The following is a 26,924-nucleotide window of genomic DNA, read 5'->3' on the forward strand; positions in this document are numbered from 1 at the left end:
CGGCAGTGCCATCGAAGTCTCCCTCGGACAGTGTGCCGACGTCTGCCGTCTAACTAATTGATCGCGCGTAAAAATTGCGCACCAAACTTACACTGGAAAACAAGAGCGAAGAGCAGCCATCGACAATAAGCGATGAATCTATTGGCTTACCCTAGGTCAGGGCGTCTCATGAACCAAGGTTTTTTTCTTGCTCAAACATTAACTTTGAACTTGCCCGACGTCTGCAAATTGAGCAGCGCCGCGCAACTTCGGGGAGAATCGGTCAGTCGCCCATCCCTGAATACGGCAAGCAAAGATTCGTTTGCCGTCCAGCCTGTCGGTCATCGGACAAGAAAAGCAGGCCGTTTTTCCGTTGCTCCAGTTTCCGCCATGGCCCGGTTTCGGATGGCGCCCTGCAGCGCGCGAAGGAGGTCTGCCTGAACAAGCAAAAGCGCCGACCCGCAAGTGGTCGGCACTCTTGGGACGCGCTCGCCACATGAACGGCGTGTGTCAGCCGCCCTTGAGACGCTGCATCAGGTAGATCTCGTTCTCAGGCGTCACCTGCTGATGGCGGGAGGTGGTCATCTCGCCGTCTATGACGACGGAGACGCCCGCATCCAGCACGGGTTTGACGCCCGGATGCGCCGTTGCCAGCGCATCCAGTGCCTCGCCCACGGTCGAGGCCTCGACCTCGACCGCTTCGGCGCCGTCAGTCAGACGCCGCAGGCCGGACCACAGGTGGACCGTGACCTGCGCCATCAGCGCGCCTTCAGCGCCGCGAGGAGCTTCGGCGGGTTGATCGGAAGATGCGTCATCCGCACCCCCACCGCGTCCGCGATGGCGTTGGCGATGGCCGGCAGCGGCGGGGTGATTCCCGTCTCGCCCACACCGCGCACACCGAACGGGTGGCCCGGGTTCGGCACCTCGACAATGACCGTATCGATCATCGGCAGGTCCGAGGCCACCGGCACGCGGTAGTCGAGGAACACCGGGTTCGCCAGCCGGCCCTTGTCGTCGTAGACGTATTCCTCGTTCAGCGCCCAGCCGATGCCCTGCGCCGCGCCGCCCTGGTACTGGCCCTCGACGTAGGACGGGTGGATCGCCCTACCTGCGTCCTGCACGACGAGATAGCGCAGGATCGTCACGCGCCCGGTTTCCGGATCGACCTCCAGATCCACGGCATGCGCCCCGAAAGAGGCACCGACACCGTCGGGAACCGATTCATGGTGACCGGAGATCGGACCGCCGGTGCTGCCCATGTTGCCCGCGATTTCCTTGATGGTCATCGGGGGGAACTTGCCCGCGTTGGGACCGGCGGGCTGGGCGGCACCGTCCACCCATTCCACCGCGTCCTCGTCGATGCCCCATTCGGCAGCGGCGCGGCGGCACATCTCCTTGACGGCGTGGCCCGTGGCCTCCACCGCAGCCTTGCCGGTGGCAAAGGTGGCGCGGCTGCCGTGGGTCGGCTCGTTCACGCCAAGCGCGCCGGTCTCCACCACGTTGACGCGCACGTCCTCGTAGGGGATGCCCAGCGTTTCGGCGACCATCAGCGCGACGGAGGCCCGGCTGCCGCCGATGTCCGGCGTGCCGATCGACACCTGCGCGGTGCCGTCCTCGCCGATCGCCATCGACACGGAGGTTTCGCCGTTGTGGTTGAACCAGTAGCCCACGGCAATGCCGCGGCCCTGGTTCTCGCCCAGCTCCGCCTTCAGGTTCGGGTGGTCCTTCAGCGCGTCCAGCACCTCCACCAGACCGATGGAGCCGAACTTGGGTCCGTAGGACGACTTGTCCCCGGACCGCACGGCGTTGGTTTCACGGACGGCGATGGGGTCCAGACCCAGCTCGGCGGCCATCTCGTCGACAAGGCTCTCGACGGCGAAGGCGGCCATGGGCGACCCCGGTGCGCGGTAGGCCGCACATTTCGGACGGTTCGCCAGCACGTCGTAGCCGATGTGCTGGACGTTCTCGAGCTTGTAGCCCGCGAAGGCACAATAGAGCGCCATGTCCACAGGCGCGCCCGGGAAGGCGCCGCCCTGCATCCGGAACTCCGCCCGGGCGCCGGTGATGGTGCCGTCCTTCTTCATGCCGATCTTCACGTCCATCGACGCCGAGGCGGTCGGCCCCGTGGCGCGCAGAACCTCGGACCGGCTCATGACGATCTTGACCGGGCGCCCGCCCGCCTTGCGCGACAGCGCCAGCGACAGCGGCTCCATGAAGATCGTGGTCTTGCCGCCGAAGCCGCCGCCGATCTCCGAAGGCGTCACCCGCAGTTGCGAGGCCTCGACGCCCAGAACGGCGGTGCACATCTTGCGGATGAACCACTGGCCCTGCGTGCAGACCCACATCTCGCCCTTGTCGTCGCGGCCCATCTGGCCGACGCAGGCGTGAGGTTCGATGTAGCCCTGGTGCGTCGCCTCGGTCTTGTAGGACTTTTCCCGCACGAGGTCGGCGTCGGCAAAGCCCTTCTCGACGTCGCCGTGCCCGAACTCGATGTACTTGACCACGTTGGGATGCAACCCTTCGGGAACGGTCGGATCGGCGGCGCCCTCGCGGATCACCGGCGCGCCCTCGGCCATCGCGTCGTCCACGTCGATGACATGCGGCAGGACCTCGTATTCGACCTCGACCAGCCGTGCGGCATCTTCGGCGATCAGCTTTGACGTGGCGGCCACCGCGGCAACGGCATGCCCGTCATACAGGGCCTTCTCCCCCGCGATGGTGTTTTCCTGAAGGTCCCAGTCCTCGCCGGTCAGTCCGGTGGGGAAGTCGGCGCGGGTCACCACGGCCTTCACCCCTTCCATCGCCAGCGCCTTGGTCGCGTCGATCTTCACGATCTTCGCATGCGCATGGGGCGAGCGCACGACCGCGCCCCACAGCATCCCCGGCAGAGAGAAGTCCGCGCCGTACCGCGCCCGGCCCGTCACCTTGTCGAGACCGTCGGGACGGTCAGGACGCGTGCCGACCAGCTTGAATTCGTTCAATCCGTCTTTCGCCATCACGCCACCTCCTGACGCATTTCAGCCGCCGCATCCATCACGGCGCGCACGATCTTGTCATAGCCGGTACAGCGGCACAGGTTGCCCGCCAGCCAGTACCGCACTTCTTCCTCGGTCGGGTCCGCGTTCTTCGCCAGCAGCGACTTTGCCGCGACGAGGATGCCCGGCGTGCAGAACCCGCACTGCAGCGCCGCGTGTTCGATGAACTTGCGCTGCAGCGGATGCAGCTCGTCGTCCGATGCCATGCCTTCGATGGTGGATACGGACTTGCCGTCCGCCTCCACGCCCAGCACCAGGCAGGAGCACACCAGTGTCCCGTCCAGCTCGACGCTGCAGGCGCCGCAGTCACCCGTCCCGCAGCCTTCCTTGGAGCCGGTCAGCCCCACCTTGTCGCGCAGGCAGTCCAGCAGCGTTTCACGCGGGTCGGCGAGGAATTCGACCGGATCGCCGTTGATCGTCGTTGTCACATGGATCTTGCTCATGCCTGTTCTCCTTTCGCGCGGGCGTAGGCGATGCGCGCGGCGCGCTTCGCAAGAACACCCGCGACGTCGACGCGGAACTCCGTGGTCCCGCGCTTGTCACTGATCGGTTTGGCCGCGCCCCGGGCCGCGGCTTCGAGCGCGGCGATGGCGTCGTCGTCGAGCGTCGTGCCGATGATCGCCTCTGCCGCCTCAGGCACGAGGATCACCGTGGGCGCCACGGCCCCCAGCGCGATGCGCGCCGATTTCACCTTGTCACCGTCGAGGGTCAGGTTGACCGCGCAGCCGACCACGGCGATGTCCATCTCTGTCCGCGGGATGAACCGCAGGTAGGCGTCGCCGCCGTGCTGTCCCCGCGCCGGAAGCAGGATCGCGCTGATCAGCTCGCCCTTGCCGAGGTTCGTCTTGCCGGGGCCGGCGGGGATCTCTTCTACCGACATTGTACGCGTGCCGTCGGGACCGGTGATCTCGACCGTCGCACCCGCCGCAACGAGGCCCGGCACCGAATCCGCCGCGGGCGAGCCGTTGCACAAGTTCCCCACTAGCGTCGCGCGGCCCTGGATCTGGGTCGATCCCACCAGTTCCATGCCCTCGACCACCCCGGGCCAGTCACCCTTCAACCCCGCATGTGCGCCAAGCGCGATGCCGGGCACCGCAACCCCGATGCGCCATCCGCCGTCGTCCGTGGGAGTGATCTCGCTGACGCCGGGTATCTTCTTGAGGTCGATCAGATCGTCCGGCTGCACCATGCCCGCACGCATCTGCACGAGGACGTCCGTCCCGCCGGCAAGGAACCGCGTCAGCCCTGAAGCCCCCGCGGCAATGCCCGCGGCGTCCGTGAAACTGGTGGGACTGTGATATCGCATGTGACCTCCTTGCGTATGGCGGCGGGCGTCCGATCCGCCCGATTCATGTCTGCCCCGAAACCGGGTGTTTGCGCCACCCCCTCCGGCCCGCCTTCTCAAGATGTATCGCATGATCAGAGCGGCCGGCCGGGGGCGTCGAGCGCGCACAGAACGCGTCGCGTGACCGGGCATAGGTTGAGCACCGATCCCGACCGCCTGCAAACCCTTTATGCCGCAATGGACGGTCATACCGGTCTCCCGCCGTCGCGAAAATGTCCGGGCCTGACGGTTTCACACTGGAATCTCCCGTCACAGCAGTTAATTTGGCCGCGTTCTCAGGGCGGGGTGAAATTCCCCACCGGCGGTGACAGCCCGCGAGCGCCCCTCCTTTCGGAGGGGGTCAAGCAGATCCGGTGGAACTCCGGGGCCGACGGTTAAAGTCCGGATGGAAGAGACGCGACGGACGGGACCTGACGGTTCCGTACGGCCGTAAGCCTTGGGACCTTTTGTATCAAACGGAGGGTTCCGACATGACTGACTTCTCAAACAAACGCATCGCCTTCATTCGCGCGCGCTGGCACGCCGACATCGTCGACCGCGCGCACGAGGGTTTTCTGGCCGAGGCCAGGACGCAGCTTCCCGGCGCACAGGTGGACGCCTACGACGTGCCCGGCGCCTTCGAGATGCCGCTGCTGGCCAAGCGGCTGGCCAGGACCGGGCGCTACGACGCGGTGGTGGCCGCGGCTTTCGTCGTCGACGGCGGTATCTACCGGCATGACTTCGTGGCCGACGCCGTGGTCAAGGGGCTGATGGAGGCGCAGATGCAGACCGATGTGCCGGTCTTCAGCGTGTCGCTGACGCCCCACAACTACCAGGAGACGGAGCTGCTGACCGGCTTCTACCAGGAGCACTTCGTGACCAAGGGTGCGGAAGCGGCGCGCGCGGTGCGTGGTGTGTTCGACATCGCCCTGCCGCGCCCCGAACTTGCCGTGGTGAACGGTTAAACAACCCGGCTCCCGGTGTTCCGCCGGGGGCCAGAGCCTCGTCGATGCCCGGCAGGACCGATTTCGAATTCGGCGCCATGTGCCGCGGCAACCGCCGTCTGGCCGGCCCGCACGAAACATCCCCCTTCTTCAGCCCGGCGTGATATGGGCCCCGCGACGGGTCACACCCCTGCCCGTTTGCCTGCGACCGGAGTGCACATGCTGACCCTGCCCGACGACACGCTTTCCAGCGCCCCAATCCTGCCCGCCTGCCTGCCGGAGAACGGCGTGGGGCGGATCGTCAACGCCCTTGCCCACGCCCTGCCCGCCATCGCCGCGCGCCTTGCGGCCGGCCGGTTGCCGGGCGATCCGGCGGCTCTGGTCGGGACCAACGACAGCGGCGATGCGCAAAAGGCGCTGGACGTGGGCGCCCATGATCACATCCTCGCCGAGCTGCGCGGATGCGGCGTCCGCCACCTGTTGTCGGAAGAGGCGGTGGCGGTCGAAACCCTCGACCCCGATGGCGGGTACGATATCGCCATCGACCCCATAGACGGCTCCGGCTCCATCGGAATCGGCGCGCCGCTGGGGATGCTGTTTGTCATCTACCCGACCGGCCCGGCGACCTTCGCACGCCCCGGTTCCGAGGCCGTGGCCTCCGGCTATGCCTCCTTCGGGCATTCTCTGGACTTCGGGTATACGCTTGGCAAAGGCATACAGGTCTTCACCTTCGACGGGCAGGACTTCCGCGAAGCGGCACGTGACCTGAGGATCAAACCCACCACCTCGACCATCGCCTACAACGCCTCGAACGAGCGGCACTGGCCCGAGGGCCTGCAAGCCTGGGCACGGGATCTGCGGCTTGGCGAGGACGGGCCGCGCGGGCGCGATTTCAACATGCGATGGCTGGCCGCCGCCGTGGGCGAATTGCACCGCATCGTCCTGCAGGGCGGCGCGTTCCTGTACCCCGCCGACCGGAGGAAGGGCTACGAGAACGGACGCCTGCGCCTGGCCTACGAGTCCGTCCCAATCGCTTTTCTCATGGAAGCCGCGGGCGGCAAGGCCACCGATGGCACGCGCCGCATCCTCGACCTCGTCCCCGCCGATCCGCATGAAAACGTGCCGCTCGTCTTCGGTGCGGCGGAAGAGGTGGACGTCATCGCCCGATATCTGGAGACGTGACGACCTCGACCGTCCCGATCCATTGAACTCGGGAGAACGCCCGCAGCACCCTCCGGTCAGCCCCCCGCGGCGCGTCCGGCGGGTATGGCGTTCCAGTAGCCGTCATGGATCACGCGGCCCATGGCCTCTCGCGCGGCGTCCGGTGTGCCCGAGGCGATGGCCGCGACGATGGCCCGGTGATGTTCGGCCACGCTCTCACGCCGGTCGGCATAGTCTCGGTTCGACTCCGACATGAACAGCGAATAGAGCGCCGTCTGCACGAGGTCGCCCAGCGACTGCAGGAACCGGTTGCCCGACATCTTCAGGACCTGCTTGTGAAAGGCGTAATCGGCCAGCGCGAAATCCGCCCGGCTGGTGGCGGCGGCGATCTGGTCGCACAAGCGATAGAGCTCCTCGCACCCCAGTTGGTTGACCCGCCCGGCCGCCTGCGCGGCGGCGGCGGGTTCGAAGATCATCCGGATCTCGAACAGTTCCTCGTAGAACCGGGTCGGGTTCTTGACCGCCGCATGCCAGCGCATCACGTCCTGGTCGAACATGTTCCATTCGTCGGCGGGCCGCACATGCGTGCCGACCTTGGCCTTGGACTGGATCAGGCCCTTCGCGATCAGGGTCTTCTTTGCCTCGCGCACGACGGTCCGCGACACGCCGAACATCTCGCACAGGTCGGGATCGAGCGGGATCATGGTGTCCGCCGGGTATTCCCCGGCGACGATGGCCCGGCCAAGCTGTTCCACCACGAAGGCCGTGTGGTTCGACGCGCGCTCCGCCCCGCCCCCGGCCTGCATCAGGGTCATGAGAGAGCGGCGGAGCCAGTCGCTGTTCGTCGTCTTGCCCGGGTCGCCTTTGCCTGCGTTGCCCACGTCAGTCCTTTCTGCAGGAGGATGAATGCGAACAGCAGCCCTCCGATCACGATCTTGGTCCACCAGCTCGACAGCGTTCCGTCGAACACGATGTAGGTCTGGATCAGGCCCATGATGAGGATGCCGAAGAACGTCCCCCCAACAAAGCCGTATCCCCCGGTCAGCAGCGTGCCCCCGATCACCACCGCCGCGATGGCATCCAGTTCCACGCCCACCGTCGCCAGCGAGTACCCGGCGGATGTATAGAGCGAGAATACGATGCCAGACAGCCCCGCGAGGCACCCCGATGTCGCATATATGCCGACGGTGGTCAGCGCCTGCGGAACACCCATCAGCCGCGCCGCCTGCTCTCCTCCGCCAAGCGCATAAACGTTCTGGCCGAAGCGGGTGCGGTGGGCGACGATTATGCCGACGATGAAGGTCAGGACCATGACGCCGCCGATCAGCCGGAACCGCCCGCCACCGGGCGCCTTCCAGTAGAGGCCCTGCAGCGTGTCGTAGAACTCATGCGTGATCGGCACGCTTTCGGTGGACAGGACATAGGCGGCGCCGCGGGCCAGGAACATGCCTGCCAGCGTGACGATGAACGGCGGCATCTCGAGGTAGTGGATCGTGGCCCCCATGGCCGCGCCGAACCCGGTCGTGATGCACAACACGAGCACGAAGGCCACCAGCGGATGCATGGTAGTGTCGCGCAGGACGACAGCGAGGAAGACGCCGGTGAAGGCGATCACCGACCCGATGGACAGGTCGATCCCGCCGGAGAGGATGACGAAGGTCATGCCCACCGCCGCGATCCCGAGGAAAGCGTTGTCGGTCAGCAGGTTTGACATCACCCGTGTCGAGAGCATCGCCGGATAGGCCGCGGCGCAAAGCGCATAGGCCAGGACGAAAGTGGCAAGGGTCACCAGCAGGGGCAGATGGGTGGAACGGATCATCGCGCCGCCTCCTTTTCGGGTATTGCGGGGCGGTCGGGCTGCGGTTGCGGCCCGGACGCGCGCAGGATGTAGACAAGGTTGCCGATCCGCGGCGACTGGATGACCAGGATGCACAGGATCAGCACCGCCTTGATCACCAGGTTGAACTCCGGCGGCATGCCCGAAAGCAGGATGACCGAGTTGACGGACTGGATGATCAGCGCCCCGATCAGCGAGGCGAGGATCGAGAACCGCCCGCCCAGAAGGGAGTTGCCGCCGATGACCACCGCAAGGATCGCGTCCAGTTCCAGCCAGAGACCGGCATTGTTCGCGTCGGCGCCCTTGATGTCGGCGGCGACGATCACCCCCGCCAGCGCGGCGCAGAGGCCGGACACCGTGTAGACGCAGATCAGCAGGACACGGCTGTTGATCCCGGCCAGCCGCGATGACCGTTCGTTGATCCCGATGGCCTCGATCAGCATCCCCAGCGCCGTCTTGCGCACGGCCCAGGCGACCAGCAGGCCCAGCGTCACCCAGATCAGGATCGGCGTGGGGATTCCTGCGACAACGCCCGCGCCGAGGTGGATCAGGCCGGGATCGGAGAAGGTCAGGATCTTCCCTTCGGTGACAAGCTGCGCGATGCCGCGCCCGGCCACCATCAGGACCAGCGTCGCGACGATGGGCTGAATCCGCAGCACCGCGACGAGGAACCCGTTCCACAGCCCGCAGATCCCGCCAGCGCCGAGCGCGGCCAGAAGCGCCGTGACCCAGCCGTGCCCGTTGACCACCATCGACGCCGCCACGGCGCCCGCGATGGCCATGACCGCGCCCACCGACAGGTCGATGCCGCGCGTCGCGATGACCAGCGTCATGCCGATGCACAGCAGAGCAACCGGCGCACCCCGGTTCAGCACGTCCACGATGTTGCCGAACAGGCGCCCGTTGCGGAAGTCGATGTGGAAGAACTCCGGGAAGACCAGCACGTTCAGCGCCAGTGCCGCGGCGAGGATCAGCAACTGCGGCATCACCCGTTTCAGTGTCGAGGGTTTCGGTCCCATCAGGCAGCCTCTCCTTCGTCCGCAATCGCCCGCACGATGTTTTCGGGCGTGATCGCGTCGCCCTTCAGTTCCGAGACCTGCTGCCGGTCGCGCAGCACCACGACGCGGGTGCTGTAGGCTACCAGTTCCTCCAGCTCGGACGAGGCGACCAGAAGGGCCATGCCGTCCGCGCGCAACTGCTCGATCAGCGCGATGATCTCGGCGTGGGCGCCCACGTCGATGCCGCGCGTGGGTTCGTCGAGGATCAGGAAATCGGGATTGGTGGCCAGCCAGCGCGCGAGCAGCGCCTTCTGCTGGTTGCCGCCCGACAACAGCCGGATCGGCATGTCGAGAGAGGCCAGCCGGATGTCCAGCGCCCGCACATAGCTCTCGGCGATCTCGTTGATCTTGGCGCGCGGAATCGGCCGCATCCAGCCCTGCCGCGCCTGCAGCGCGAGGATGATGTTGTCGCGCACAGAGAGGTCGCCCACGATGCCGTCGACCTTGCGGTCCTCTGGACAAAGGGCAAAGCGATGGGCGATGGCGTCTCGCGGCCGGGACACGGAAATCTCCTTGTCCCGCAACAGGATACGTCCCTGATCGGCCTGCACCGCGCCGAAGATCAGGTTGCACGTTTCGGTCCGGCCCGAGCCCAGCAGACCTGCCAGGCCGACCACCTCGCCTTCCCGGATGTTCAGCGAGAACGGCTCGATCATGCCGCGCTTCGCCAGCCCGTCGATTGCGACAAGACCCTTGCCCGCCGGGCCGACCTCATGGCGCTTGACCCGTGCCTCCAACTGGCGGCCCAGCATCATCGTGATGACATCGCGCGGCGATACTTCGGACAGTTTCACCGTGCCCACGACGCGGCCGTTCCGCAGAACCGTCGCACGGTCCGATATCTCGAAGACCTGATCGAGGAAGTGCGTGATGAAGACCACCGCCAGCCCGCGTGCCGTCAGTTGCCGGATCACCCCGAAGAGCAGTTGAACCTCGTCCCGGTCGAGGCTGGCCGTTGGTTCGTCGAGGATCAGCACCTTGCCCGACATCTCGACAGCGCGGGCAATTGCGATGACCTGCTGGATGGCGACCGAATAGGCGGTCAGCGGTTCGCCGGGGTCGACGTCCAGACCGTAGCCCGCCAGAACCTCCTGCGCCTCACGGTTCATCTGCCGCCGCGCGACGAAACCCAGGCGCATCGGCTGGCGCCCGAGGAACAGGTTCTCGGCCACGGTCAGGTTCGGCAGCAGGTTGACCTCCTGGTAGACCGTGCCGATGCCCAGTTTCTGGCTGTCGGCGGTGGACTGCGGCTCGACCGCCTGCCCGTCCAGTTCGATCACCCCCGCGTCGCGCCGGTAAGCGCCGGTCAGGCACTTGATCAGCGTCGACTTTCCGGCCCCGTTCTCGCCCAGCAGTGCATGCACCTCGCCGGGTCTCAGCGCGAGGTCCACATCGTCGAGCGCGATGGTGCCGGGGAAGAACTTGGAAACCCCGCGCGCCCGCAGCACCGGGCGGTCATCGGGTGTCAACGTGTCTTTCATGGGAAAACCTTACCGGCGGTGCCGGGATCTGCCTAAGGAAATGCCGCCGGGCCAGTAATCGGCCCGGCGGACAAGGGAGCGCGCGCCCGCTCTCCGGAGGAGTCAGTAACCCAGGTCTTTCTTCATTTCGTAGATCGCCTGGTTGTCGTCTTCGCTGGTGAACAGCTTGGATTCGGTCTGGATCCATTTCTCCGGCTCGGTACCGTCGGCCAGGTAGGCCTCGAGCGCGTCGAGCGCGGGTCCGGCCATGTTCGGCGTCAGCTCGATGGTGGCGTTCATCTCGCCCTCGGCAATCGCCTTGTGCGCATCCGGCACCGCGTCGATGGCGACGATCTTGATGTCCTCGCCCGGCTTCAGACCGGCTTCCTTGATCGCCTGGATCGCGCCGACGGCCATGTCATCGTTGTGGGCGTAAAGCGCGCAGATGTTCTCTCCGCCCTCGGCCTTCAGGAAGCTCTCCATGACGACCTTGCCCTGCGCGCGGGTGAAATCGCCCGTCTGGCTGCGCACGATCTGCAGGTTGTCATGGCCGGCGATGCCTTCCTCGAACCCCTTCTTGCGGTCGATGGCGGGCGACGACCCGGTGGTGCCCTGCAGTTCGACGATGCGGCACTCCTCGTCGCCCATCTCGCTCACCAGCCATTCACCGGCCACACGGCCCTCGTGCACGAGGTCTGAGGTCACGGCGGTCAGGTAGAGCGACTTGTCGGCATCCACCGTGCGGTCGAGCAGGACGACCGGGATGTCCGCGTCCTTCGCCTCTTCCAGGACCTCGTCCCAGCCGGTGGCGACCACGGGGGCCACGAGGATCGCGTCGACGCCCTGCGCGATGAAGCTGCGGATCGCCTTGATCTGGTTCTCCTGCTTCTGCTGCGCGTCGGCGAACTTGAGGTCGATCCCGCGCTTTTCAGCTTCCTGCTTGGTGACGGTGGTCTCTGCCGCGCGCCATCCGGATTCGGAGCCGATCTGGCTGAAACCGATGGTCAGATCTGCGGCCATCGCGGCCAGCGGAGCAATAGCGAGCGTGGACGCCAGTAGCGTTGTCTTGAATGTCATGATGTCCTCCCTGTCGGAGCCTTCTGACGCTCCGTGAATCAATTAAGTATTATTTTATCACTTTTGTAAACCGGTGAGTTTGGGGAGATGAAATTGTCAAATTATGTGATTATATTCCGCGTGTTGTACACCGACGTTAATCCATGCGAGCGCTACGGATGGTGGAGGGAAACAGTCTGCTGACCTGATGGCCAGTCGCGGACTACTACTCTTCGGATGAGTTGGATTTGGCTCGGGTCGCGGCGTCTCTGACTAGCCGGAGACCGTTGAAAGATGCTGAACGAACCGGAGAAAATCGCTCTTCTCACACGAGCACCCTTTCAACCACCCAAAACGACGGAACAGTAGATCGAGAATCACCTAGCCACGCCGAAGCCAGCGCACAGCATCCACAACCGGAAATGGTTCAGGCCGGCGCAGCACCACCACGCGTGTCTTGCCGGACTTCATCGGATGGATGTTGCCGACCAGCTCGACACGCCGATGATCTCGCCTGGCTGGAGGGTCGCCTCGAGGAAATGCGCCGCCGCTTTGCCGATACGGTGGCGCAGACCGAAGGCGACCTCGCGCCGCTGATCTTGTGCCTGAACGCCGCCGGGATCGCCAACGCCAACAGGAACGAGGAGATGGAGGAAGACCAGTACCAGGCCCTCATGGACATCAACATGAAGGGCATCTCGCTGACCTGCCGAGCACAGGGGCGCGCGATGGAATGGGGCGGTCGCGGCATCCGGGTCAACAGGATCTCTCCGGGCTATACCGCGACGCCGATGAAAACCCGGCCCGAGATGGTGCACCAGACCAGGGAGTTCGAGAGCCAGACACCGATGCAGCGCATGGCCAGCATCGACGAGATGGTCGGCCCCGCGGTCTTTCTGCTGTATGCCTCGTCTTTCGTCACCGGCGTGGACCTGCTGGTTGACGGCGGCTTCTGCTGCTGGTGAGGGATACCTCGGCCGGTGGGCGCATCGCACCTCTGAACGGCCAAGCAGTGTGCCCCGGACTGCAATGTGCCGGGAGCGGGAGGCCGCCTCAAACAGACGCATCCGCATTCAATAATCAGGCGGTCAGGACGGCCGCGGGTCCTGTTCGGCGCGCGTCTGGATCAGAACGAGGTCCGGATTGCGGCTCTCCGATCTTACAGTGCGCCCGTTCGGGAGGTCGTTGTCCTCCAGCTTCGCCCGGATTTCTTCTTCGTTCAGCTTGTAGTGCACCCAGCGGCGGCGCAACCGGCGGGCCAGTTCCTCTTCGGGGACGTCGATCATCACGTCCAGGTCGAAGCGCCCCGCCAGCCTGTCCCACGGCGCACGGTTCAGCAGCAGGTAGTTGCCCTCGCAGAGGATCAGCCGCGCCTCCGTCCCGATCAGCCGCGCCGACCCGCGCGAAATTTCAAGCTCTCGGTCGAAGACCGGGACGGCCACCACCTCCCTGCCCGGCTTCAGCCTGTCCAAAACCGAAGCGAGTCCGCCCACGTCGAAGGTGTACGGCGCGCCCTTCCACGGGCGGCGATTCATCGCGTGCAGAACCGCGTCGTCGTAATGAAACCCGTCCATCGGCAGGATCGCGGCCACACCGGGATGGCTGGCCTCGAGCGCCTCGAACAGTTGCTCGACAGTCGTGCTCTTGCCCGAACCCGGCGCGCCCGCGATGGCTATGAACTGCCGTCCCGGGCGATCCAGCAGGGCAAGGGCCTCCGTGCGGAGGCCCTCAATATCGACGGTGCGGGCCATCAGATCAGCCGGTATTGCGCGGCCTTGTTGCGCAGGAACGGCAGGCCTTTCGACATGACCTCGTCGTGATCCTTTGCCACCGGCCGCCAGACGGCGAGGCCGAAGCCCACCTCGGGCGGCATGTTGATGAAGCTCTCCATGGCGAGTCCCCCCTTGAAGTCGATGGCCTTCAGGGTTGCAAAGATCTCGTCCCAGTCGCAAGTGCCTTCGCCCGGGGTGCCACGGTCGCTTTCGCTCAGGTGGATGTACTTCAGGTAGTCCCGCGCATCGAGGATGCCGTTGCCGGCACCCTTCTCCTCGATGTTCATGTGGTAGGTGTCGAGGTGAATGAAGATGTTGTCGGAGCCCACACGCTCGATCATGTCGCGCGCCTGCCAGCCGGTGTTGATGAGGTGGTTCTCGTAGCGGTTCACCGGCTCGATCCCAAAGAGCAGACCGGCCTGTTTCGCATACTTCGACGCTGAATCCAGCACAGTGGCGATGTTGTCGTATTCGCCCTGTGTGGGCCAGGTGCCGGTGCGCTGGCCGATGCCGCCGAAGGTCACGCCCGACAGTGCCTCCGCGCCGCAGGCCTTGGTCTTGTCGATCGACAGCTTCAGGTAGTCGATGGCGCCTTCCGGGTTGACGGAGGCCCAGTACTGCTCCGGCAGGCCAAGCGAGCAGATCGCGCGCAGTCCGTTCTTCTCGATCAGCGCGGCGGTGTGTGCGGTGTCGACCTCGGAGGGGCGCAGCATCGGGATCTCGATGAAATCGACCCCGTATTCCTTCGCCCCGGCGACGGCGCGTTCGGCGCCCTCGCGGTCCCAGTTCATCGTCCACATGCTTGTGTGTACGCCAAAGCCTTCCATTACGTGTCCTTTCGCGAAAGTCGGAATGCCCGTTTCAGCCGGTCGGATCGCAGAACCATGACGGCGATCAGGAACAGGCCCCAGACGGCGGTTGCAAGATGCTGGTTGGCACCGATCAGGTTCAGCCCGGAGGACAGCACCTGGAGGATGACCAGCGATAGGATGACGGGGGCCACTCGGCCATGCCCGCCGAAAGGGTCGATCCCGCCGAGGAAGCAGGCAAGCACGGTGATCAGCAGCATCGCCTCGCCATGGCCCACGCGGACCGAATTGAACCGCGCCGCCATGAGGATGCCCGCCACGGCGCAGAGGATGCCCGAGAGCGTGTAGATCAGGACCAGAGTGCGCTTGGCGTTGAGGCCCGCGTACTCGGCCGCGCGCATGTTCGATCCGGTCATGTAGACGGAGAAGCCGTGCGGCGTGCGGCGCAGCAGGACGTGCCAGGCCAGCGCGATGACGGCAAACAGGATCAGCGGCACGGGAATGCCCATGAGGGACCCGTGGCCCAGCACGTTCATGTAGCCGGGAAAGCCCGAGATGTCGCCGCCACGGGTCAGGAACTCCCCCAAACCGCGCAGGAAGATCATCATGGCGAGCGACACGAGGATCGGGTGCGCGCCGATGTAGGCGATGACAAGCCCCATGGTCGCCCCCGCTGCGGCGCCCACGACCAGCGCCAGCGCGCAGCCGAGGATGAAGGCGGGGATGCCTGCCTCCGCCCCGCCGAACTGCATCAGCGTCCAGGCCAGCGTCAGCCCGCTGATGTTCGCCGTGTAGACGATGGCAAGGTTCAGGCCGCCGGAAACGATGGGCGCCAGCATGGCCAGCGTCAGCAGCCCCAAGAGCGGCATCTGGAACCCCATGGAGCCGAGGTTGGCTGCTGTCAGGAACCGGTCAGAGGCCAGCGCGAAGGCAACCACCAGCGCGGCAAGCATCGCCAGAAGGCCTAGGTTCTCCTTGCCGATCAGCGCCTTGCGGGGCTCTGTTGCGACTTTGGGTGAGGTCGATGCACGGGCCATCATGCGCGGGCCTCCGTCTTGGACAGACGCAGGACGCGCGTCAGGTCGATGTTCGAGGTCGAGATCGCAATCAGGATCGCCGCGCCGATGATCATCTGGAACGCGAAGGGCGATACGCCCAGCAGGTTCAGGCCGTTCTGCGTGACGGCGACGAACATCACGCCGAGGATGCAGCCGAGGATCGTGCCCTTGCCGCCCCCGAGCCGCGCGCCGCCCAGCACGACCGCCGCCAGCACGTCGAGCTCCCGGCCGTAAAGCGCGTTGGGCACGACCTCCTTGACGATGTTCACCTGGCAAAGGCCGGCGATCCCGGCCATCAGGCCCATCCAGCCGAAGGCGATGCCCTGCATGACCGCGATGTTGACACCAGCCCGACGCGCGCCTTCCGGGTTGTCCCCGAAGGCAAAGAGTTGCCGGCCGATGTTGGTGCGCCTGAGCAACACCCAGGTCGCCACCACGCACCCGATCATGATCCCCACGGGCAGCGTCAGCTCCGACCAGACACCGTTCGCGCCCTCGTGCTCGAAGATGAAGATCCGCGCCGTCCACCAGTCCGGCAGGTTGTAGATGTTGCGCCCGCCGGTGAAGAACATCAGCAGCCCGAAGAAGGCGTTGAAGGTGGCGATGGTCACGACGATGGAGATGATCCGGAAGCCGTGGATCAGCCAGGCGTTCAGCAGCCCCAGCAGGATGCCGAGCGATCCGCAGAACAGGAAGCCCAACAGCCAGTTGCCGCCGCCCATGGATATCAGCAGCTTGGCCGCGATGTACTGCACCACCGACGACGCCACGGCGAAGGAGATATCGATCCCCCCCGCGACCAGCACGACCAGCAGGCCCACGGCCCAGATCAGGTTGACCGCACTGTTGTTCAGCAGCGAGGTGATATTCGGCAGGGTCGCGAATTGCGGCGCGGCCAGCGACAGGCCCGCGCAGATAAGCGCCAGCACCACCGCAAGGCGGAGTTCGACCGTGTAGTTACGCATAGATGCGCTCCTCCAGTTCGGGGACGGTGATGGTGCGCGGGTCGACCTCTCCGACGATGCGGCCATTGGCCATGTGCAGGATACGGTCGGCGTTCTGCATGACCTCCGTCACCTCGTCGGAAATCAGCAGGATCGCCAGCCCCTCGTCGGCCAGCGCCCGCACGATGCGGAAGATCCCCGCCCGTGCGCCGACATCGACACCCACGGTGGGGCTGTCGAGGATCAGGAGCCGCGGTTCCGTGGCCAGCCATTTCGCCAGCACGACCTTCTGCTGGTTGCCGCCCGAAAGGGTCGAGATGGCATCCTCCGGCGCGCCGATCTTGACGCCCAGTTCCCTGATCCAGTGGCGGACCAGTTCCGACTTGCGACTGTCCGAGATCAGCCCGGTTGCAGCCGTCAGCCTCTTCAGGACAGAGATGACCGTGTTGTCCGCGATGCTCTGCTTCTGCAGCAGGCCCAGCGACAGCCGGTCCTCCGACACATAGGCCATGCCGCGCGCTATGGCTTCTCGGATCGAACGCGGCGCGTACTCCTGTCCGTCCAGCCGCATCCGGCCGCCGTCGGCAGGGCGCATGCCCATCATGACATGCGCCAGTTCCGTCCGCCCCGCGCCGATCAGGCCGGTCAGTCCCAGCACCTCGCCGGCGCGGACCTTCAGTGAGACATCGGTGAATTCGCCGCGTCTGGTCAGACCCTCGCATTCAATGACCTCTGCCGCGCCGGGCGCCACGTCGCGGGCCGAGACCGTGTCGTCGATCAGGTGGCCGGTCATCAGCTCGCCCAGCCGGGCCTGCGTCATGCCTTCGGTCGGGTAAACGCCCACGAGGTTGCCGTCGCGCACCACTGTCACGCGTTCGGCGATCTCCAGCACCTCGGCCAGGCGGTGCGAGACGAAGACAACCGCAACCCCGTCCGCCGACAGCTTGCGGACGATGTCGAGCAGGCGGTCGGTCTCTGCCTGCGTCAGCGAGGCGGTCGGTTCATCCATGAATATGAGCCGCGCGTCATTCATCAGGGCGCGGGCGATGGCCACCACCTGCCGCTGCGCGATGGGCAAGTCGCCCAGGGGCGCGCCAAGATCCAGCGTCACGCCGAGCCGCGCAAGAACCGCCCCTGCCCTTGCCGCCATGTCGCGGTACTTCACCGGGCGCGGCACCAGCCCGACCAGATCGTCGAATGCGATGTTCTCGGCCACGCTCATGTAGGGGAACAGCGCAAGGTCCTGCCAGATCACCGAGACACCGCGCGCCCGGGCCTGAACCGGCGTGATCCTCTGGACCTCCTCGCCGAACAGTTCGATCAGTTCGGCGTTCTCGGGACGGTGGACTCCGGTTACCACCTTGATCAGCGTGGACTTGCCGCAGCCGTTCTCTCCGGCAAGGCAATGCACTTCTCCGGCGCGCACCTCGAAATCCACGGCGTTCAGCGCCTGCACCCCGCCAAAGGCCTTGGAGACCTTGTGCAGGCGCAGCGCGAAGCGGTCTGCCTCGGCAGTCATCGTTCACCTCGTCAGGAAAAGGCGCGGGCGGGAACCCATCGGGTCACCCGCCCGCAGGAGGGAGTGTCAGAGGCCCTTGTCGGCCAGGTCGTCAACGGTTTCCGCGTTGATTTCCAGGAGGTTGTCAGTGATGATATCCTTGTTCTCGACATCAGGATGCACGACGCCCAAGCCGGGGATCTCCATGCCATCCGTGATCTCTTCACCCTTGGCGAGCATGTCGCCCAGCGTGACAAAGACCTCGCCTGCCTGCGCGGGGTTCCACATGTAGCCGCCCGCCAGCACGCCCGAATGGATCATCTTGCGGCCCTGACCGGGGGAGAACGGACCCATGACGTGGATCTCGCCGGTCTTGCGACGCTCCTCCACCGCGCGGCCCGCACCGATCGGACCCTGCGATCCGAACGCGAGGAAGCCCTTCAGGTCCGGGTTCGCGGCAATCAGGTCGAGCGCGGTCGAACGGCTGTCGTCCACGTTCTCGGCCACGCCGTAACGCTCGCCGACGATCTCGATGTCGGGGCGGTTTTCCTTCATCCAGGCGATGGCCGCGTCGGCCCAGGCATTGTGCAGCGGCACCGTCAGGGAACCCACGTAGACCGCGTACTTGCCCCCCTCGGGCGTCATGTCGGACAGGAGTTTCGCGTGTGCCTCACCGAAGCCGTCGGCCGAAGCCAGTTCGAAGTTCCAGTCGACGTTTTCCAGCCCCGGCCCCTCGTGGCTGATGACCTTGATGCCCGCGTCGCGCGCCTTTTTCAGCACCGGTTCCAGCGCGGCTTCGTCGTTCGGGACAACGCCGATCACGTCGACGCCCTTGGCAATGAGGTCCTCGATGGCCTGCACCTGCAGCGCCGGGTCGGCGGACACGGGCCCGATCATCTCGGCGGTGACGCCCAGTTCCTCGGCGCGGCGCTTGATGCCGTCTTCCATGGCATTGAACCACGGAATGCCGCCGATCTTCACGACGACGCCCATCGTGGTCTCTGCCGCCGCGCCAGTGGCAAGCCCAACGGTCAGCGCAAGCGCGCTGACGAATCCTGTCAGTTTCTTCATGTCATCCTCCCATGTGGCGCTCTGCGCACCACCTCTCCTGATCTGCGCAATCGGTTGTGCATCGCCGCCGAGAAATTCCACGACCTCAGTTCTTGGGGTCATGGCTGTTTGATCAGCGCGCTGCACAATCGATGTTGCAAACAAATACCGAGTCCGCGCATCCTGTCAACACTTCCTTACGTTCGTTTGCGCAGGTACACGCAACCATATGTCCGACAACCAGAAAAAGACGATCTACGACATTGCGCAGCGGGCGGGCGCCTCGGCCTCCACCGTGTCCGCCGCCCTGAACGGCACGTGGAAGAAGCGCCGCATCTCCGAGGCGACCGCAAAGCGCATCATCGAGATCGCCCGCGACCATGGTTATTCCGCCAACCTCCAGGCCCGGGCGCTGCGCACGTCGCGCTCCGGCCTGGTGGCGCTACTCCTGCCGGAGTACAACCGCTTCTTCTCGCAGATCGCGCAAACCTTCTCGCGCGAGGTGCGGGCCCGCAACCTATGCCCCGTCATCATCGCCACCGAGCGGGACCCCGAAGAAGAGCGCAGCACGGTCGCCGACCTGACCTCCTGGGCCATCGACGCGCTTTTCTTCGTCGGCACCGTCGCGCCCGAGGACCTGAGCCGCCAGTGCGAGGCAGCGCGGATCCCCCATGTCTTCGTCGACCAGCCCTGTGCCCTTGCGCCTTCCGTCGTGACCGACAACCGCACCGGCGCGCAGGTTCTGACACGCGAGATCCTCGCCTCGATGACGGCGCTCGGCGGGGTCGGCACCGCGCCGCGCGAAACCATCTATTTCATCGGGGGCAACCGCCACCTGCCCGCCACCGCCAACCGGATCGAAGGCTTCTCGGAGGCACTCTACTTCCACGTCGGCCGGGTCGATCCCGCGCAGATCATCGCCGAGACCTACGACATCGACGCCGCGACAGAGGCCATTGCCGCGCTTTACGCACGCCTCGGTGGATTGCCGCGCGGGCTGTTCATCAACTCCGATTCGGTGTTCGAGGGCGTTCTGCGCTTCCTTGCCACCCTGCCCGAGCACGAACTTGACGCCTGCGCCTTCGGCTGTTTCGACTACGAACCCTTCGGGCAGCTGCTGCGGTTTCCTGTCCACATGATGCGCCAGCGGCACAAGATGCTGGTGCGGCGCGCCTTTGCCCTTCTGGGCGGCGACGGGACGCCGGTCATCGAACAGGTGCAGCCGGAACTCTACCGCGCGCCGGTACGGGACCGTGCCAGCTAGAGCCTGTCGCGCAGCTTGTTCAGCGGTCCGCGCAGGCTTTGCACGCCGAACCCGATGAGCGCCGCCGCCGGTATCCGTGCAGGTGGGTCATGGGGCCAGAGCCGCGCGCCCTCGTCCTTGTCCACCAGCGTCGCCGCCAAGGCTCGTCCCAGCGCCGCCGTTGTCGGCACGCCGCGACCCGAGTAGCCCGCCAGCGCCCAAAGTTCGTCATCCAGTTCGAAGATCGCGGGCCGCTGCCTCGCAGAGATGCCCACGATGCCGGACCAGTGATGGGTGAACGCCAGCCCTTCCAAGGCCGGGTAGAGCCGCGCGAGCCGCCTGCCCGCCTGCGCGACCGTCGGCCCGCCAAGACGCCCGCGCCGCAGTTCGACCAGCCCGCCGGTGATGATCCGCCCGCTTCCGTCGACGCGGAAGAACATCGGGTCGTGCCTCGTGTCGCTGAAGTTCACGCCCCCCGGTAGCACGGCGCGGCGCTGATCCGGTGTCAGCGGTTCGGAGGCCACCGCATAGGAGCGCATGGGCACAAGGCTTTGCCGCAGACGCGCCGGGATCGCCGCGTCGCCGTAGGCGTTGACCGTCAGTCCGACCTTGCGCGCCGTGATGTCTCCGCACGGGGTTTTCAGCAGCCATCCACCGTCTTGTCGCGACAGCGCAGTAAGAGGTGTGCGGACATGCAGCGCCGCGCCCGCCGCCTGTGCCGCCCCGGCAAGGCCGCGCACGTAGGCCAGAGGGTTCAGGTGCCCGCCATCATTGTGCACCCAGCCGCCCAGGTAGCCGGGGATGCCGCTCAGCGCCTCGACCTCTTCCGGCCCAAGAAACGCACCGGCCTTTCCCAGTCGTGCATATTTGGCGTGCGCGGCGCGGGCGCGCTCCAGCCCGGTGGCGTCGTGGGCGGCGTTGAGCCAGCCCTTCTGCACTGGCTCGCAGGCAATCCCCAGCTCGTCGATGGTCTCGAAAACCAGTTGCCCGGAATCGCGCAGCAGCGCAAAGCCCTCCGGCGGCAGGACGGAGTCGTCGAGGTAACCGAAGACGGGGATACATTGTCCGTGATTGCGGCCGGAACCGCCGTGACCCACCTCCGCCGCCTCGATCAGCGCGACCGAGACGCCGCGCCGCGCCAGCATCAACGCCGCGATGGCACCGCTGAACCCCGCGCCGACGAGGGCGACATCCACCTTCAGGCTGCCCTCGAGCGGCTCGGATGCGGGCGCAGGCGGCGCGCTCAGTGCGTAAGGCGTGTCGGTGATCAGGGTCATGCGCCGACCTCCGCCCGGACTGTCCGTCGCAGGGCCCGGGCGAGCCGATCGGCCCAGGCCGCCTGCCCGGCGCGCGTCTCGACCAGATCGTTCGACACCTCCAGCCCCGAAGCGCGCAGCCCGGTGCCCCAGGTGTGCCGGTCAACGGTGTAGACGCCGCCGCGGCCCGAATAGGGCTGGTTGTCACCAAGCGTGCCGGCCCCCTCAAGCCCGGCCAGCAGGGCCTGCGAGAGCACGGGAGATTCATTCCAGATCGTCCCGGCGTCCCAAGGCCTGCGTTGCCCGTCCATGTGCCGGGTGCAGGTGTGCAGCGCGAAGAAGACCGGATCCTCATGGCGCGCCTGCACCTGCTGCCACAGCCTGTCCAGCGCAATGTGATAGGGCCAGAAGATACCGTCCTGCCGTGCTTCGCGCGCCGCATGCGACAGCTTGTTGCCGGGAATCGGGACGCCCTCCACCGCCGGCAGGATCGACCGCGGATCGGCGATCCAGCGGTTGAGGTCCAGAACGAGGCGGCTCACCGTCCCGAGGATCACCGGCGCATCCAGCCTCTCGGCCAGCATACAGGAGAGCGGCTCCACGCCCAGATCACAGAAGTGGTGCGTCCCGTGCCATTCCGGGGCCAGTCCCAGCGCATGCCCCTCCGGCACGTCGACGCCTGCGTGATCCACGACGATCAGCCCGGGAAACCGGCCCTCGGGGTTCAGAATCTCGAACGGCTCACGCATCGCCCTGTCCGTCCCGGCGCAGCGCCTCGATCCGTTCCAGCCGCTTGCGGGCCGCGTCGCGGTCGCGCGCCACGACCGCGGCGACCAGGGCCTCGACCTGCGCCGTGGCCACCACCTTCGAAGCGAAGGGCGACGGCGAGTCGTCCGGAGACGTCAGCACCGCTTCGGCCAGCTCGGCCACCGGGGAACGCGTGGGGTCGGTCAGCAGCACGATCCGTGCGCCCTGCCCCCGTGCAGCCTGAGCGAAGGCCAGAAGATCCTGCTGGTAGCGGCGGTAATCGAAGATCACCAGCAGATCGCGCGGCCCGATGTCGACCAGCGGGTCGAAGGCAAAGCCAATCGATCTGTCGATCAGCGAAACTTGCGCCCTGATCTGCCCCAGGTGCGCCACCAGCCGCTGCGCCAGGTTGCGGCTGTAACGCCCGCCAAGCGCCCGGATCGTCAGCTTCGGATCGGCAAGGAGGTCGGCGATACGGTCGAACTCGGCCGGAATGGCCCGGTCAGCCACACGCCGCAACGCCTCTGCCTGCATGAGCAATGTGCGGCGGTAGAGGTGTTCGCCGGCGTCATGAGGCTCGGACGGGGTGGCCATCTGCACGGCCGGGGATCCCAGTTGCCGGTCGAGTTCTCTCATAACCGCCGCCTGGAACTCTGCAAAGCGGAGGAAGCCCAGCTTGTTGAGGTAGCGCAACACGGTCGGCCCGCTGACGCCCGCGCGGTTTGCCAGCGCCTCCACCGTGCCGAGGGCGCTCGTCGGGAAGGTCTCGGAAAGGGCGGCGGCGACCTTGCGCTCGGCCCCCGATTGTGCGCCGTTGCGCAAACGCGCAAGCAGATCCTGTGAAGATGTCATCGGCGTGTCCCGCATTCCGCCCTGTATGATTTGATACATCTTGACTGACAAAGAATGCTCTCGCAACATGTAATACAGACACACGGGGGTGCCACGCCCCCGCCACAGGGGACGCCAACACGCCCCGAGACCGACAGGAGAGCTCTATGAAGACCCTTTCGACCCTATTGGGCACGGCGCTCGCGCTTCTGCCCCTCACCGCCAGCGCCGAACGCGGCAGCGACGGAGAGCTGCGTATCCTGTACTGGCAGGCGGCGTCTTCGATGAACCCCTACCTTTCGGGCATTGCCAAGGAGGTGGAGGCCGCCTCGCTGGTGCTGGAACCTCTGGCGCGCTTCTCGGAAACCGGGGAACTGGTGCCGATCCTCGCGGAAGAAATCCCCACGGTCGAGAACGGCGGCGTGTCGGAGGATCTGACCTCGATCACCTGGACGCTGCGCGAGGGGCTGACATGGTCCGACGGCACGCCCGTCACCGCCGCCGACGCGGTCTTCACCTGGGAATACTGTGTCGACGAGGAAAGCGGTTGCGCCGCCCTGCAACAATTCGACGGCGTGGCAGAGGTCGTCGCTGTGGACGACCGCACCATCGAGGTGCGCTTCACCGAGCCGAAACCCTACCCCTACGCCGCCTTCGTCAGCTCCGAGGCGCCGATCCTCCAGCGTGCACAGTTCGAGAACTGCACCGGCGCTCGGGTCTCCCAGTGCACGGACGAGAACACCCATCCCATCGGCACCGGCCCCTACGTGGTCGAAGACTTCCGCGCCAACGACATCATCACCTATTCGATGAACCCGGAATACCGCGACCCGGATAAGCCCGCCTTCGCACGGGTCACGCTCAAGGGCGGCGGCGATCCCAACGCCTCGGCGCGCGCGGTGCTCCAGACCGGCGAAGTGGACTACGCCTGGAACCTGCAGCTGCCGCCCGACGTGCTCGACGCCATGAGCGACGGCCCGGGCGAGGTGATCACCAGCAACGGTTCGGCCGTGGAGTTCCTGTTCCTCAACCAGACCGACCCCAACCCCGAACTTGGCGACGCCCGCTCCACCGTGGAGGGCGGCCCGCACCCGTTCCTCACCGATCCGCGCGTGGGCAAGGCGCTGTCGCTGGCCATCGACCGGACGCTGATCGCAGAGAACCTGTATGGCGATTCCGGCATTCCCGGCTGCGCGGTTGTCCCTGCCCCGGACCTCTACAAGTCCGACGCCAATGACGACTGCGTCACGCAGGACATCGAGGCCGCGAAGGCCCTGCTGGAGGAGGCCGGCTGGACCGACACCGACGGCGACGGCATCCGTGACAAGGATGGGATGAAACTCTCGATCCTCTACCAGACCTCCACCAACGGCGTGCGGCAGGACAGCCAGTCGCTAATCAAGGCATGGTGGGAAGAGCTGGGCGTCGAGACGGAGCTGCGCAACATCGACGCCTCTGTCTTCTTCGGCGGCGACCCGGGTTCGCCCGACACCCGCCAGAAGTTCTACACAGATGTGCAGATGTACACCGACAACTCCAAGGGTCAGGACCCGGAGGCCTTCCTCGGCAACTGGAGCTGCGCCAACATCCCGAGCCCCGCGACCCAGTGGCAGGGCAACAACATACAGCGCTTCTGCTCGGAGGAGTACGAGGCACTGATCGCCGAGTTCCGCACCGCCGCCTCGCTTGAGGAACGCGGACGCATCGCGCGCGAGATGAACGACATGCTGGTCGAATCCTACACGATCATTCCGCTGATCCACCGCAGCATCCTGTCGGGCAAGGCCAAAACCCTCGAAGGCGTGCGGATGAACAGCTGGGACAGCCAGATCTGGAACATCGCCGACTGGTATCGCGCGGACTGACAGGCCGAAGCGCCGGAAAGCCCCGGGTCACTGCCCGGGGCTTTTTTCATGCCTGCAGGTCACGGGTGGACGTCTCTTCAGGTCCTATCGCGGCGCAGCCCGTCCGGGGACAACCCGGACGGCGGGATCAGGCCGTCCTCCGTCGCCACGTCACTGAAATCCTCCAGTCCGGCGAACCGCGCCGAACGGACCGTCCCGAACTTCGAGCGGTCCGTGACCAGCACGCTGCGGGCGGCGCGGCGCATCGCGAGCCGCTTCAACCCCGCCTCGCGGAAGGTGGTGCAGGTCACGCCCAGTGCCGCATCCACACCTGCCGCCGACATGAAGGCCAGGTTGACTGCATAGGCGTCGAGCGTGCCGTCCTCCTCCACCGGGTAGAATGAGGCGGTGGCCGGATGGTAGACGCCGCCCAGCAGCACCAGCTTGACGTTCGGTTTGCGCACCACGAGATCCGCGATGTTCAAAGCGTAACAAATAACTGTCAACTTCATATCGGACGGGATGGCGTGGATCAGGTGCGGCAAGGTTGTGCCGCAGTCGACAAAGATCGTGGCCTCCGGTTCCAACAGCGGCAGGCAGGCCTCGCAGGCGGCGCGCTTGGCGTCCTGGTTCACCTCTGCCGCGTCGGACAGGTCATAGGGCGCGCGCCGCACCGCGTCCTGCGACAGGACGATGTGGCCCCCCAGAAACTGCAGCATTTCCGGGTTTTCGCGAACGTCGCGCCGCACCGTCATCTCGGACACGTCGAGGCTTTCCGCAGCGTCGCGCACGTGCAGCGGCCCCTGTTTCATGACCGCATCCCGAAGCCACAACGCGCGGGCCTCCTTGCGGTTTGCGGGCAACCCGCGGGAGTCGGTCTGGGTCATGGTCACACCCTGGCAATTCACTATGTTAAGATCGTAACAAAATGGGGTTGCAGAAACAACAAGATCAACGCATCCTGCTGAAAAGTTTCCATCGAGATTCGCGGCAAGCGGACGTGTGGAGACATGGAGGGAAGATTGTGAAAACAGAGGTCACGACCCTGCCTGCCGCCGCGCCAGTGGCGCATCCGCGCAACGAGGGCATGGCGCTGGACATGGCCGCCGTGCGCGCTGTCCAGGTCAACACCGAGGCGAGCATCCGCCGCACCGCCAGCCTGCCGGGCCGCCGCGCCGTCAAGGGTGACGCGCAAAGCGCATGGCTTCTGAAGGCGGTGACCTGCATTGACCTGACCACGCTTAACGGCGACGATACGGAGGGCCGTGTCCGCAGGCTTTGCGCCAAGGCGGCGCAGCCGGTCCGCGCGGACATCCTCGAAGCGCTCGGCATGGCCGACCGCCGCATCACCACGGGCGCGGTCTGCGTCTACCACCGCTTCGTCGCCACCGCCGTCGATGCGCTGCAAGGCACCGGGGTGCCTGTCGCTGCCGTGTCCACCGGCTTTCCGGCCGGGCTTGCCCCGCATCACACCAAGCTGGCCGAGATCGAGGCCTCCGTCGCCGACGGCGCGCAGGAGATCGACATCGTCATCACCCGCGAACACGTGCTGACCGGCAACTGGCAGGCGCTCTATGACGAGATGCGCGACTACCGTGCCGCCTGCGGTGATGCGCACGTCAAGGCGATCCTCGCCACCGGCGACCTCAAGACCCTGCGCAACGTCGCCCGTGCCAGCCTCGTCTGCATGATGGCGGGCGCCGACTTCATCAAGACATCCACCGGGAAAGAGGGTGTGAACGCCACTCTGCCCGTGTCCCTGACGATGGTCCGGGCGATCCGCCAGTACCGTGAGATGACCGGAGCGAAGGTCGGCTACAAGCCCGCCGGCGGCGTGTCGAAGGCCAAGGATGCGCTCGTCTACCTCGCGCTGATGAAAGAGGAACTGGGTCTCGACTGGGTACAGCCCGACCTCTTCCGCTTCGGCGCCTCGTCGCTTCTGGGCGACATCGAGCGCCAGCTCGAACACCGCGTGACGGGGGCCTACAGCGCCGCCATACGCCACCCGATCGGATGAC

25 protein-coding genes and 1 riboswitch are annotated in these 26,924 nt (G+C 66.1%); of the genes, 6 read left to right on the forward strand and 19 right to left on the reverse strand.

What is annotated here, in order from left to right:
* Positions 1 to 489: 489 nt before the first annotated feature.
* From ACU0DV_RS10180 to ACU0DV_RS10195, 4 genes are read right to left on the reverse strand one after another with little or no spacing between them, the layout of a single operon-like run.
* Positions 490 to 738: a MoaD/ThiS family protein gene (locus tag ACU0DV_RS10180; RefSeq protein WP_100930588.1), complete on the reverse strand. Its 249-nt coding sequence runs from the start codon at positions 736 to 738 to the stop codon at positions 490 to 492.
* Positions 738 to 2,975 carry a xanthine dehydrogenase family protein molybdopterin-binding subunit gene (locus ACU0DV_RS10185; RefSeq protein WP_446241707.1) on the reverse strand — a complete coding sequence of 746 codons (2,238 nt, stop codon included), beginning with the start codon at positions 2,973 to 2,975 and terminating at the stop codon, positions 738 to 740. The genes ACU0DV_RS10180 and ACU0DV_RS10185 overlap by 1 nt, the downstream gene beginning before the upstream one ends.
* Positions 2,975 to 3,457 carry a (2Fe-2S)-binding protein gene (locus tag ACU0DV_RS10190; RefSeq protein WP_100930586.1) on the reverse strand — a complete coding sequence of 161 codons (483 nt, stop codon included), beginning with the start codon at positions 3,455 to 3,457 and terminating at the stop codon, positions 2,975 to 2,977. The genes ACU0DV_RS10185 and ACU0DV_RS10190 overlap by 1 nt, the downstream gene beginning before the upstream one ends.
* Complete coding sequence (locus ACU0DV_RS10195) at positions 3,454 to 4,320, reverse strand: FAD binding domain-containing protein (RefSeq protein ID WP_446241708.1); 867 nt, start codon at positions 4,318 to 4,320, stop codon at positions 3,454 to 3,456. Before ACU0DV_RS10195 ends, ACU0DV_RS10190 begins: the two co-directional genes overlap by 4 nt.
* A gap of 306 nt (positions 4,321 to 4,626) precedes the next feature.
* Positions 4,627 to 4,759: riboswitch (FMN riboswitch) on the forward strand.
* Between the two features lie 70 nt (positions 4,760 to 4,829).
* Here ACU0DV_RS10195 and ACU0DV_RS10200 point away from each other — a divergent pair.
* A complete protein-coding gene (locus ACU0DV_RS10200) occupies positions 4,830 to 5,303 on the forward strand; it encodes a 6,7-dimethyl-8-ribityllumazine synthase (RefSeq protein WP_446241709.1) in 474 nt (157 codons plus the stop codon).
* Between the two features lie 198 nt (positions 5,304 to 5,501).
* Positions 5,502 to 6,464 (forward strand): class 1 fructose-bisphosphatase, encoded by a 963-nt coding sequence (locus ACU0DV_RS10205; protein ID WP_446241710.1) that lies wholly within the window; start codon positions 5,502 to 5,504, stop codon positions 6,462 to 6,464.
* Positions 6,465 to 6,520: 56 nt separating this feature from the next.
* Here ACU0DV_RS10205 and ACU0DV_RS10210 read toward each other — a convergent pair whose 3' ends face one another.
* The 5 genes from ACU0DV_RS10210 to ytfQ all read right to left on the reverse strand — a co-directional run bounded on the left by ACU0DV_RS10210 (position 6,521) and on the right by ytfQ (position 11,875).
* Complete coding sequence (locus ACU0DV_RS10210; RefSeq protein ID WP_283983310.1) at positions 6,521 to 7,324, reverse strand: FadR/GntR family transcriptional regulator; 804 nt, start codon at positions 7,322 to 7,324, stop codon at positions 6,521 to 6,523.
* Positions 7,255 to 8,262 (reverse strand): galactofuranose ABC transporter, permease protein YjfF, encoded by a 1,008-nt coding sequence (gene yjfF / locus ACU0DV_RS10215; protein WP_446241711.1) that lies wholly within the window; start codon positions 8,260 to 8,262, stop codon positions 7,255 to 7,257. Before yjfF ends, ACU0DV_RS10210 begins: the two co-directional genes overlap by 70 nt.
* Positions 8,259 to 9,299 (reverse strand): ABC transporter permease, encoded by a 1,041-nt coding sequence (locus tag ACU0DV_RS10220; protein WP_446241712.1) that lies wholly within the window; start codon positions 9,297 to 9,299, stop codon positions 8,259 to 8,261. The genes yjfF and ACU0DV_RS10220 overlap by 4 nt, the downstream gene beginning before the upstream one ends.
* The gene (locus ACU0DV_RS10225; protein ID WP_446241713.1) at positions 9,299 to 10,819 is read right to left on the reverse strand and encodes a sugar ABC transporter ATP-binding protein; all 1,521 of its coding nucleotides are present in this window, start codon (positions 10,817 to 10,819) and stop codon (positions 9,299 to 9,301) included. The genes ACU0DV_RS10220 and ACU0DV_RS10225 overlap by 1 nt, the downstream gene beginning before the upstream one ends.
* A gap of 102 nt (positions 10,820 to 10,921) precedes the next feature.
* A complete protein-coding gene (gene ytfQ, locus ACU0DV_RS10230; protein WP_100930580.1) occupies positions 10,922 to 11,875 on the reverse strand; it encodes a galactofuranose ABC transporter, galactofuranose-binding protein YtfQ in 954 nt (317 codons plus the stop codon).
* A 518-nt stretch (positions 11,876 to 12,393) separates the two neighbouring features.
* On the opposite strand from ytfQ, the gene ACU0DV_RS10235 reads away from it, so the two are divergent.
* Complete coding sequence (locus tag ACU0DV_RS10235; RefSeq protein WP_446241714.1) at positions 12,394 to 12,819, forward strand: SDR family oxidoreductase; 426 nt, start codon at positions 12,394 to 12,396, stop codon at positions 12,817 to 12,819.
* Positions 12,820 to 12,942: 123 nt separating this feature from the next.
* Here the strand turns inward: ACU0DV_RS10235 and ACU0DV_RS10240 are convergent, their stop codons facing one another.
* From ACU0DV_RS10240 to ACU0DV_RS10265, 6 genes are all read right to left on the reverse strand, one after another.
* Entirely contained in the window at positions 12,943 to 13,605 is a 663-nt protein-coding gene (locus ACU0DV_RS10240; RefSeq protein WP_446241715.1) for a nucleoside/nucleotide kinase family protein, read from the reverse strand.
* Positions 13,605 to 14,453: a sugar phosphate isomerase/epimerase family protein gene (locus ACU0DV_RS10245; RefSeq protein ID WP_100930578.1), complete on the reverse strand. Its 849-nt coding sequence runs from the start codon at positions 14,451 to 14,453 to the stop codon at positions 13,605 to 13,607. Before ACU0DV_RS10245 ends, ACU0DV_RS10240 begins: the two co-directional genes overlap by 1 nt.
* On the reverse strand, positions 14,453 to 15,475 hold the full coding sequence (locus ACU0DV_RS10250; RefSeq protein WP_254698227.1) for an ABC transporter permease: 1,023 nt from the start codon (positions 15,473 to 15,475) through the stop codon (positions 14,453 to 14,455). The genes ACU0DV_RS10245 and ACU0DV_RS10250 overlap by 1 nt, the downstream gene beginning before the upstream one ends.
* The gene (locus ACU0DV_RS10255) at positions 15,472 to 16,458 is read right to left on the reverse strand and encodes an ABC transporter permease (RefSeq protein WP_446241716.1); all 987 of its coding nucleotides are present in this window, start codon (positions 16,456 to 16,458) and stop codon (positions 15,472 to 15,474) included. The genes ACU0DV_RS10250 and ACU0DV_RS10255 overlap by 4 nt, the downstream gene beginning before the upstream one ends.
* Positions 16,451 to 17,956, reverse strand: a complete 1,506-nt coding sequence (locus ACU0DV_RS10260) for a sugar ABC transporter ATP-binding protein (RefSeq protein ID WP_446241717.1) — start codon at positions 17,954 to 17,956, stop codon at positions 16,451 to 16,453. The genes ACU0DV_RS10255 and ACU0DV_RS10260 overlap by 8 nt, the downstream gene beginning before the upstream one ends.
* A gap of 66 nt (positions 17,957 to 18,022) precedes the next feature.
* Entirely contained in the window at positions 18,023 to 19,006 is a 984-nt protein-coding gene (locus tag ACU0DV_RS10265) for a substrate-binding domain-containing protein (protein ID WP_100930575.1), read from the reverse strand.
* Between the two features lie 208 nt (positions 19,007 to 19,214).
* On the opposite strand from ACU0DV_RS10265, the gene ACU0DV_RS10270 reads away from it, so the two are divergent.
* The gene (locus tag ACU0DV_RS10270; RefSeq protein ID WP_446241718.1) at positions 19,215 to 20,249 is read left to right on the forward strand and encodes a LacI family DNA-binding transcriptional regulator; all 1,035 of its coding nucleotides are present in this window, start codon (positions 19,215 to 19,217) and stop codon (positions 20,247 to 20,249) included.
* Here ACU0DV_RS10270 and ACU0DV_RS10275 read toward each other — a convergent pair.
* The 3 genes from ACU0DV_RS10275 to ACU0DV_RS10285 are packed head-to-tail and all read right to left on the reverse strand — an operon-like array spanning position 20,246 to position 23,083.
* Positions 20,246 to 21,505, reverse strand: a complete 1,260-nt coding sequence (locus ACU0DV_RS10275; RefSeq protein WP_446241719.1) for an NAD(P)/FAD-dependent oxidoreductase — start codon at positions 21,503 to 21,505, stop codon at positions 20,246 to 20,248. The genes ACU0DV_RS10270 and ACU0DV_RS10275 overlap by 4 nt on opposite strands.
* Positions 21,502 to 22,233 carry an N-formylglutamate amidohydrolase gene (locus ACU0DV_RS10280; protein WP_446241720.1) on the reverse strand — a complete coding sequence of 244 codons (732 nt, stop codon included), beginning with the start codon at positions 22,231 to 22,233 and terminating at the stop codon, positions 21,502 to 21,504. The genes ACU0DV_RS10275 and ACU0DV_RS10280 overlap by 4 nt, the downstream gene beginning before the upstream one ends.
* Entirely contained in the window at positions 22,226 to 23,083 is an 858-nt protein-coding gene (locus ACU0DV_RS10285; protein ID WP_446241721.1) for a MurR/RpiR family transcriptional regulator, read from the reverse strand. Before ACU0DV_RS10285 ends, ACU0DV_RS10280 begins: the two co-directional genes overlap by 8 nt.
* 146 nt (positions 23,084 to 23,229) lie before the next feature.
* Here ACU0DV_RS10285 and ACU0DV_RS10290 point away from each other — a divergent pair, with 146 nt between their 5' ends.
* Positions 23,230 to 24,927, forward strand: coding sequence for a peptide ABC transporter substrate-binding protein (locus ACU0DV_RS10290; protein ID WP_446241722.1), 1,698 nt, complete (start codon positions 23,230 to 23,232; stop codon positions 24,925 to 24,927).
* A 77-nt stretch (positions 24,928 to 25,004) separates the two neighbouring features.
* Here ACU0DV_RS10290 and ACU0DV_RS10295 read toward each other — a convergent pair whose 3' ends face one another.
* The gene (locus ACU0DV_RS10295; protein WP_446241723.1) at positions 25,005 to 25,793 is read right to left on the reverse strand and encodes a DeoR/GlpR family DNA-binding transcription regulator; all 789 of its coding nucleotides are present in this window, start codon (positions 25,791 to 25,793) and stop codon (positions 25,005 to 25,007) included.
* Positions 25,794 to 25,930: 137 nt separating this feature from the next.
* On the opposite strand from ACU0DV_RS10295, the gene deoC reads away from it, so the two are divergent.
* Entirely contained in the window at positions 25,931 to 26,923 is a 993-nt protein-coding gene (gene deoC, locus ACU0DV_RS10300) for a deoxyribose-phosphate aldolase (RefSeq protein ID WP_446241724.1), read from the forward strand.
* Position 26,924: the final 1 nt, after the last annotated feature.

The sequence above is a fragment of the Sagittula sp. genome (assembly GCF_052825245.1).

Excerpts from the sequence above, each read along its gene's own strand:
- ACU0DV_RS10180 (WP_100930588.1), bottom strand. The coding sequence starts at position 738 with ATGGCGCAGGTCACGGTCCACCTGTGGTCCGGCCTGCGGCGTCTGACT.
- ACU0DV_RS10185 (WP_446241707.1), bottom strand. The coding sequence starts at position 2,975 with ATGGCGAAAGACGGATTGAACGAATTCAAGCTGGTCGGCACGCGTCCT.
- ACU0DV_RS10190 (WP_100930586.1), bottom strand. The coding sequence starts at position 3,457 with ATGAGCAAGATCCATGTGACAACGACGATCAACGGCGATCCGGTCGAA.
- ACU0DV_RS10195 (WP_446241708.1), bottom strand. The coding sequence starts at position 4,320 with ATGCGATATCACAGTCCCACCAGTTTCACGGACGCCGCGGGCATTGCC.
- ACU0DV_RS10200 (WP_446241709.1), top strand. The coding sequence starts at position 4,830 with ATGACTGACTTCTCAAACAAACGCATCGCCTTCATTCGCGCGCGCTGG.
- ACU0DV_RS10205 (WP_446241710.1), top strand. The coding sequence starts at position 5,502 with ATGCTGACCCTGCCCGACGACACGCTTTCCAGCGCCCCAATCCTGCCC.
- yjfF (WP_446241711.1), bottom strand. The coding sequence starts at position 8,262 with ATGATCCGTTCCACCCATCTGCCCCTGCTGGTGACCCTTGCCACTTTC.
- ACU0DV_RS10220 (WP_446241712.1), bottom strand. The coding sequence starts at position 9,299 with ATGGGACCGAAACCCTCGACACTGAAACGGGTGATGCCGCAGTTGCTG.
- ACU0DV_RS10225 (WP_446241713.1), bottom strand. The coding sequence starts at position 10,819 with ATGAAAGACACGTTGACACCCGATGACCGCCCGGTGCTGCGGGCGCGC.
- ytfQ (WP_100930580.1), bottom strand. The coding sequence starts at position 11,875 with ATGACATTCAAGACAACGCTACTGGCGTCCACGCTCGCTATTGCTCCG.
- ACU0DV_RS10235 (WP_446241714.1), top strand. The coding sequence starts at position 12,394 with ATGCGCCGCCGCTTTGCCGATACGGTGGCGCAGACCGAAGGCGACCTC.
- ACU0DV_RS10240 (WP_446241715.1), bottom strand. The coding sequence starts at position 13,605 with ATGGCCCGCACCGTCGATATTGAGGGCCTCCGCACGGAGGCCCTTGCC.
- ACU0DV_RS10245 (WP_100930578.1), bottom strand. The coding sequence starts at position 14,453 with ATGGAAGGCTTTGGCGTACACACAAGCATGTGGACGATGAACTGGGAC.
- ACU0DV_RS10250 (WP_254698227.1), bottom strand. The coding sequence starts at position 15,475 with ATGATGGCCCGTGCATCGACCTCACCCAAAGTCGCAACAGAGCCCCGC.
- ACU0DV_RS10255 (WP_446241716.1), bottom strand. The coding sequence starts at position 16,458 with ATGCGTAACTACACGGTCGAACTCCGCCTTGCGGTGGTGCTGGCGCTT.
- ACU0DV_RS10260 (WP_446241717.1), bottom strand. The coding sequence starts at position 17,956 with ATGACTGCCGAGGCAGACCGCTTCGCGCTGCGCCTGCACAAGGTCTCC.
- ACU0DV_RS10265 (WP_100930575.1), bottom strand. The coding sequence starts at position 19,006 with ATGAAGAAACTGACAGGATTCGTCAGCGCGCTTGCGCTGACCGTTGGG.
- ACU0DV_RS10270 (WP_446241718.1), top strand. The coding sequence starts at position 19,215 with ATGTCCGACAACCAGAAAAAGACGATCTACGACATTGCGCAGCGGGCG.
- ACU0DV_RS10275 (WP_446241719.1), bottom strand. The coding sequence starts at position 21,505 with ATGACCCTGATCACCGACACGCCTTACGCACTGAGCGCGCCGCCTGCG.
- ACU0DV_RS10280 (WP_446241720.1), bottom strand. The coding sequence starts at position 22,233 with ATGCGTGAGCCGTTCGAGATTCTGAACCCCGAGGGCCGGTTTCCCGGG.
- ACU0DV_RS10285 (WP_446241721.1), bottom strand. The coding sequence starts at position 23,083 with ATGACATCTTCACAGGATCTGCTTGCGCGTTTGCGCAACGGCGCACAA.
- ACU0DV_RS10290 (WP_446241722.1), top strand. The coding sequence starts at position 23,230 with ATGAAGACCCTTTCGACCCTATTGGGCACGGCGCTCGCGCTTCTGCCC.
- ACU0DV_RS10295 (WP_446241723.1), bottom strand. The coding sequence starts at position 25,793 with ATGACCCAGACCGACTCCCGCGGGTTGCCCGCAAACCGCAAGGAGGCC.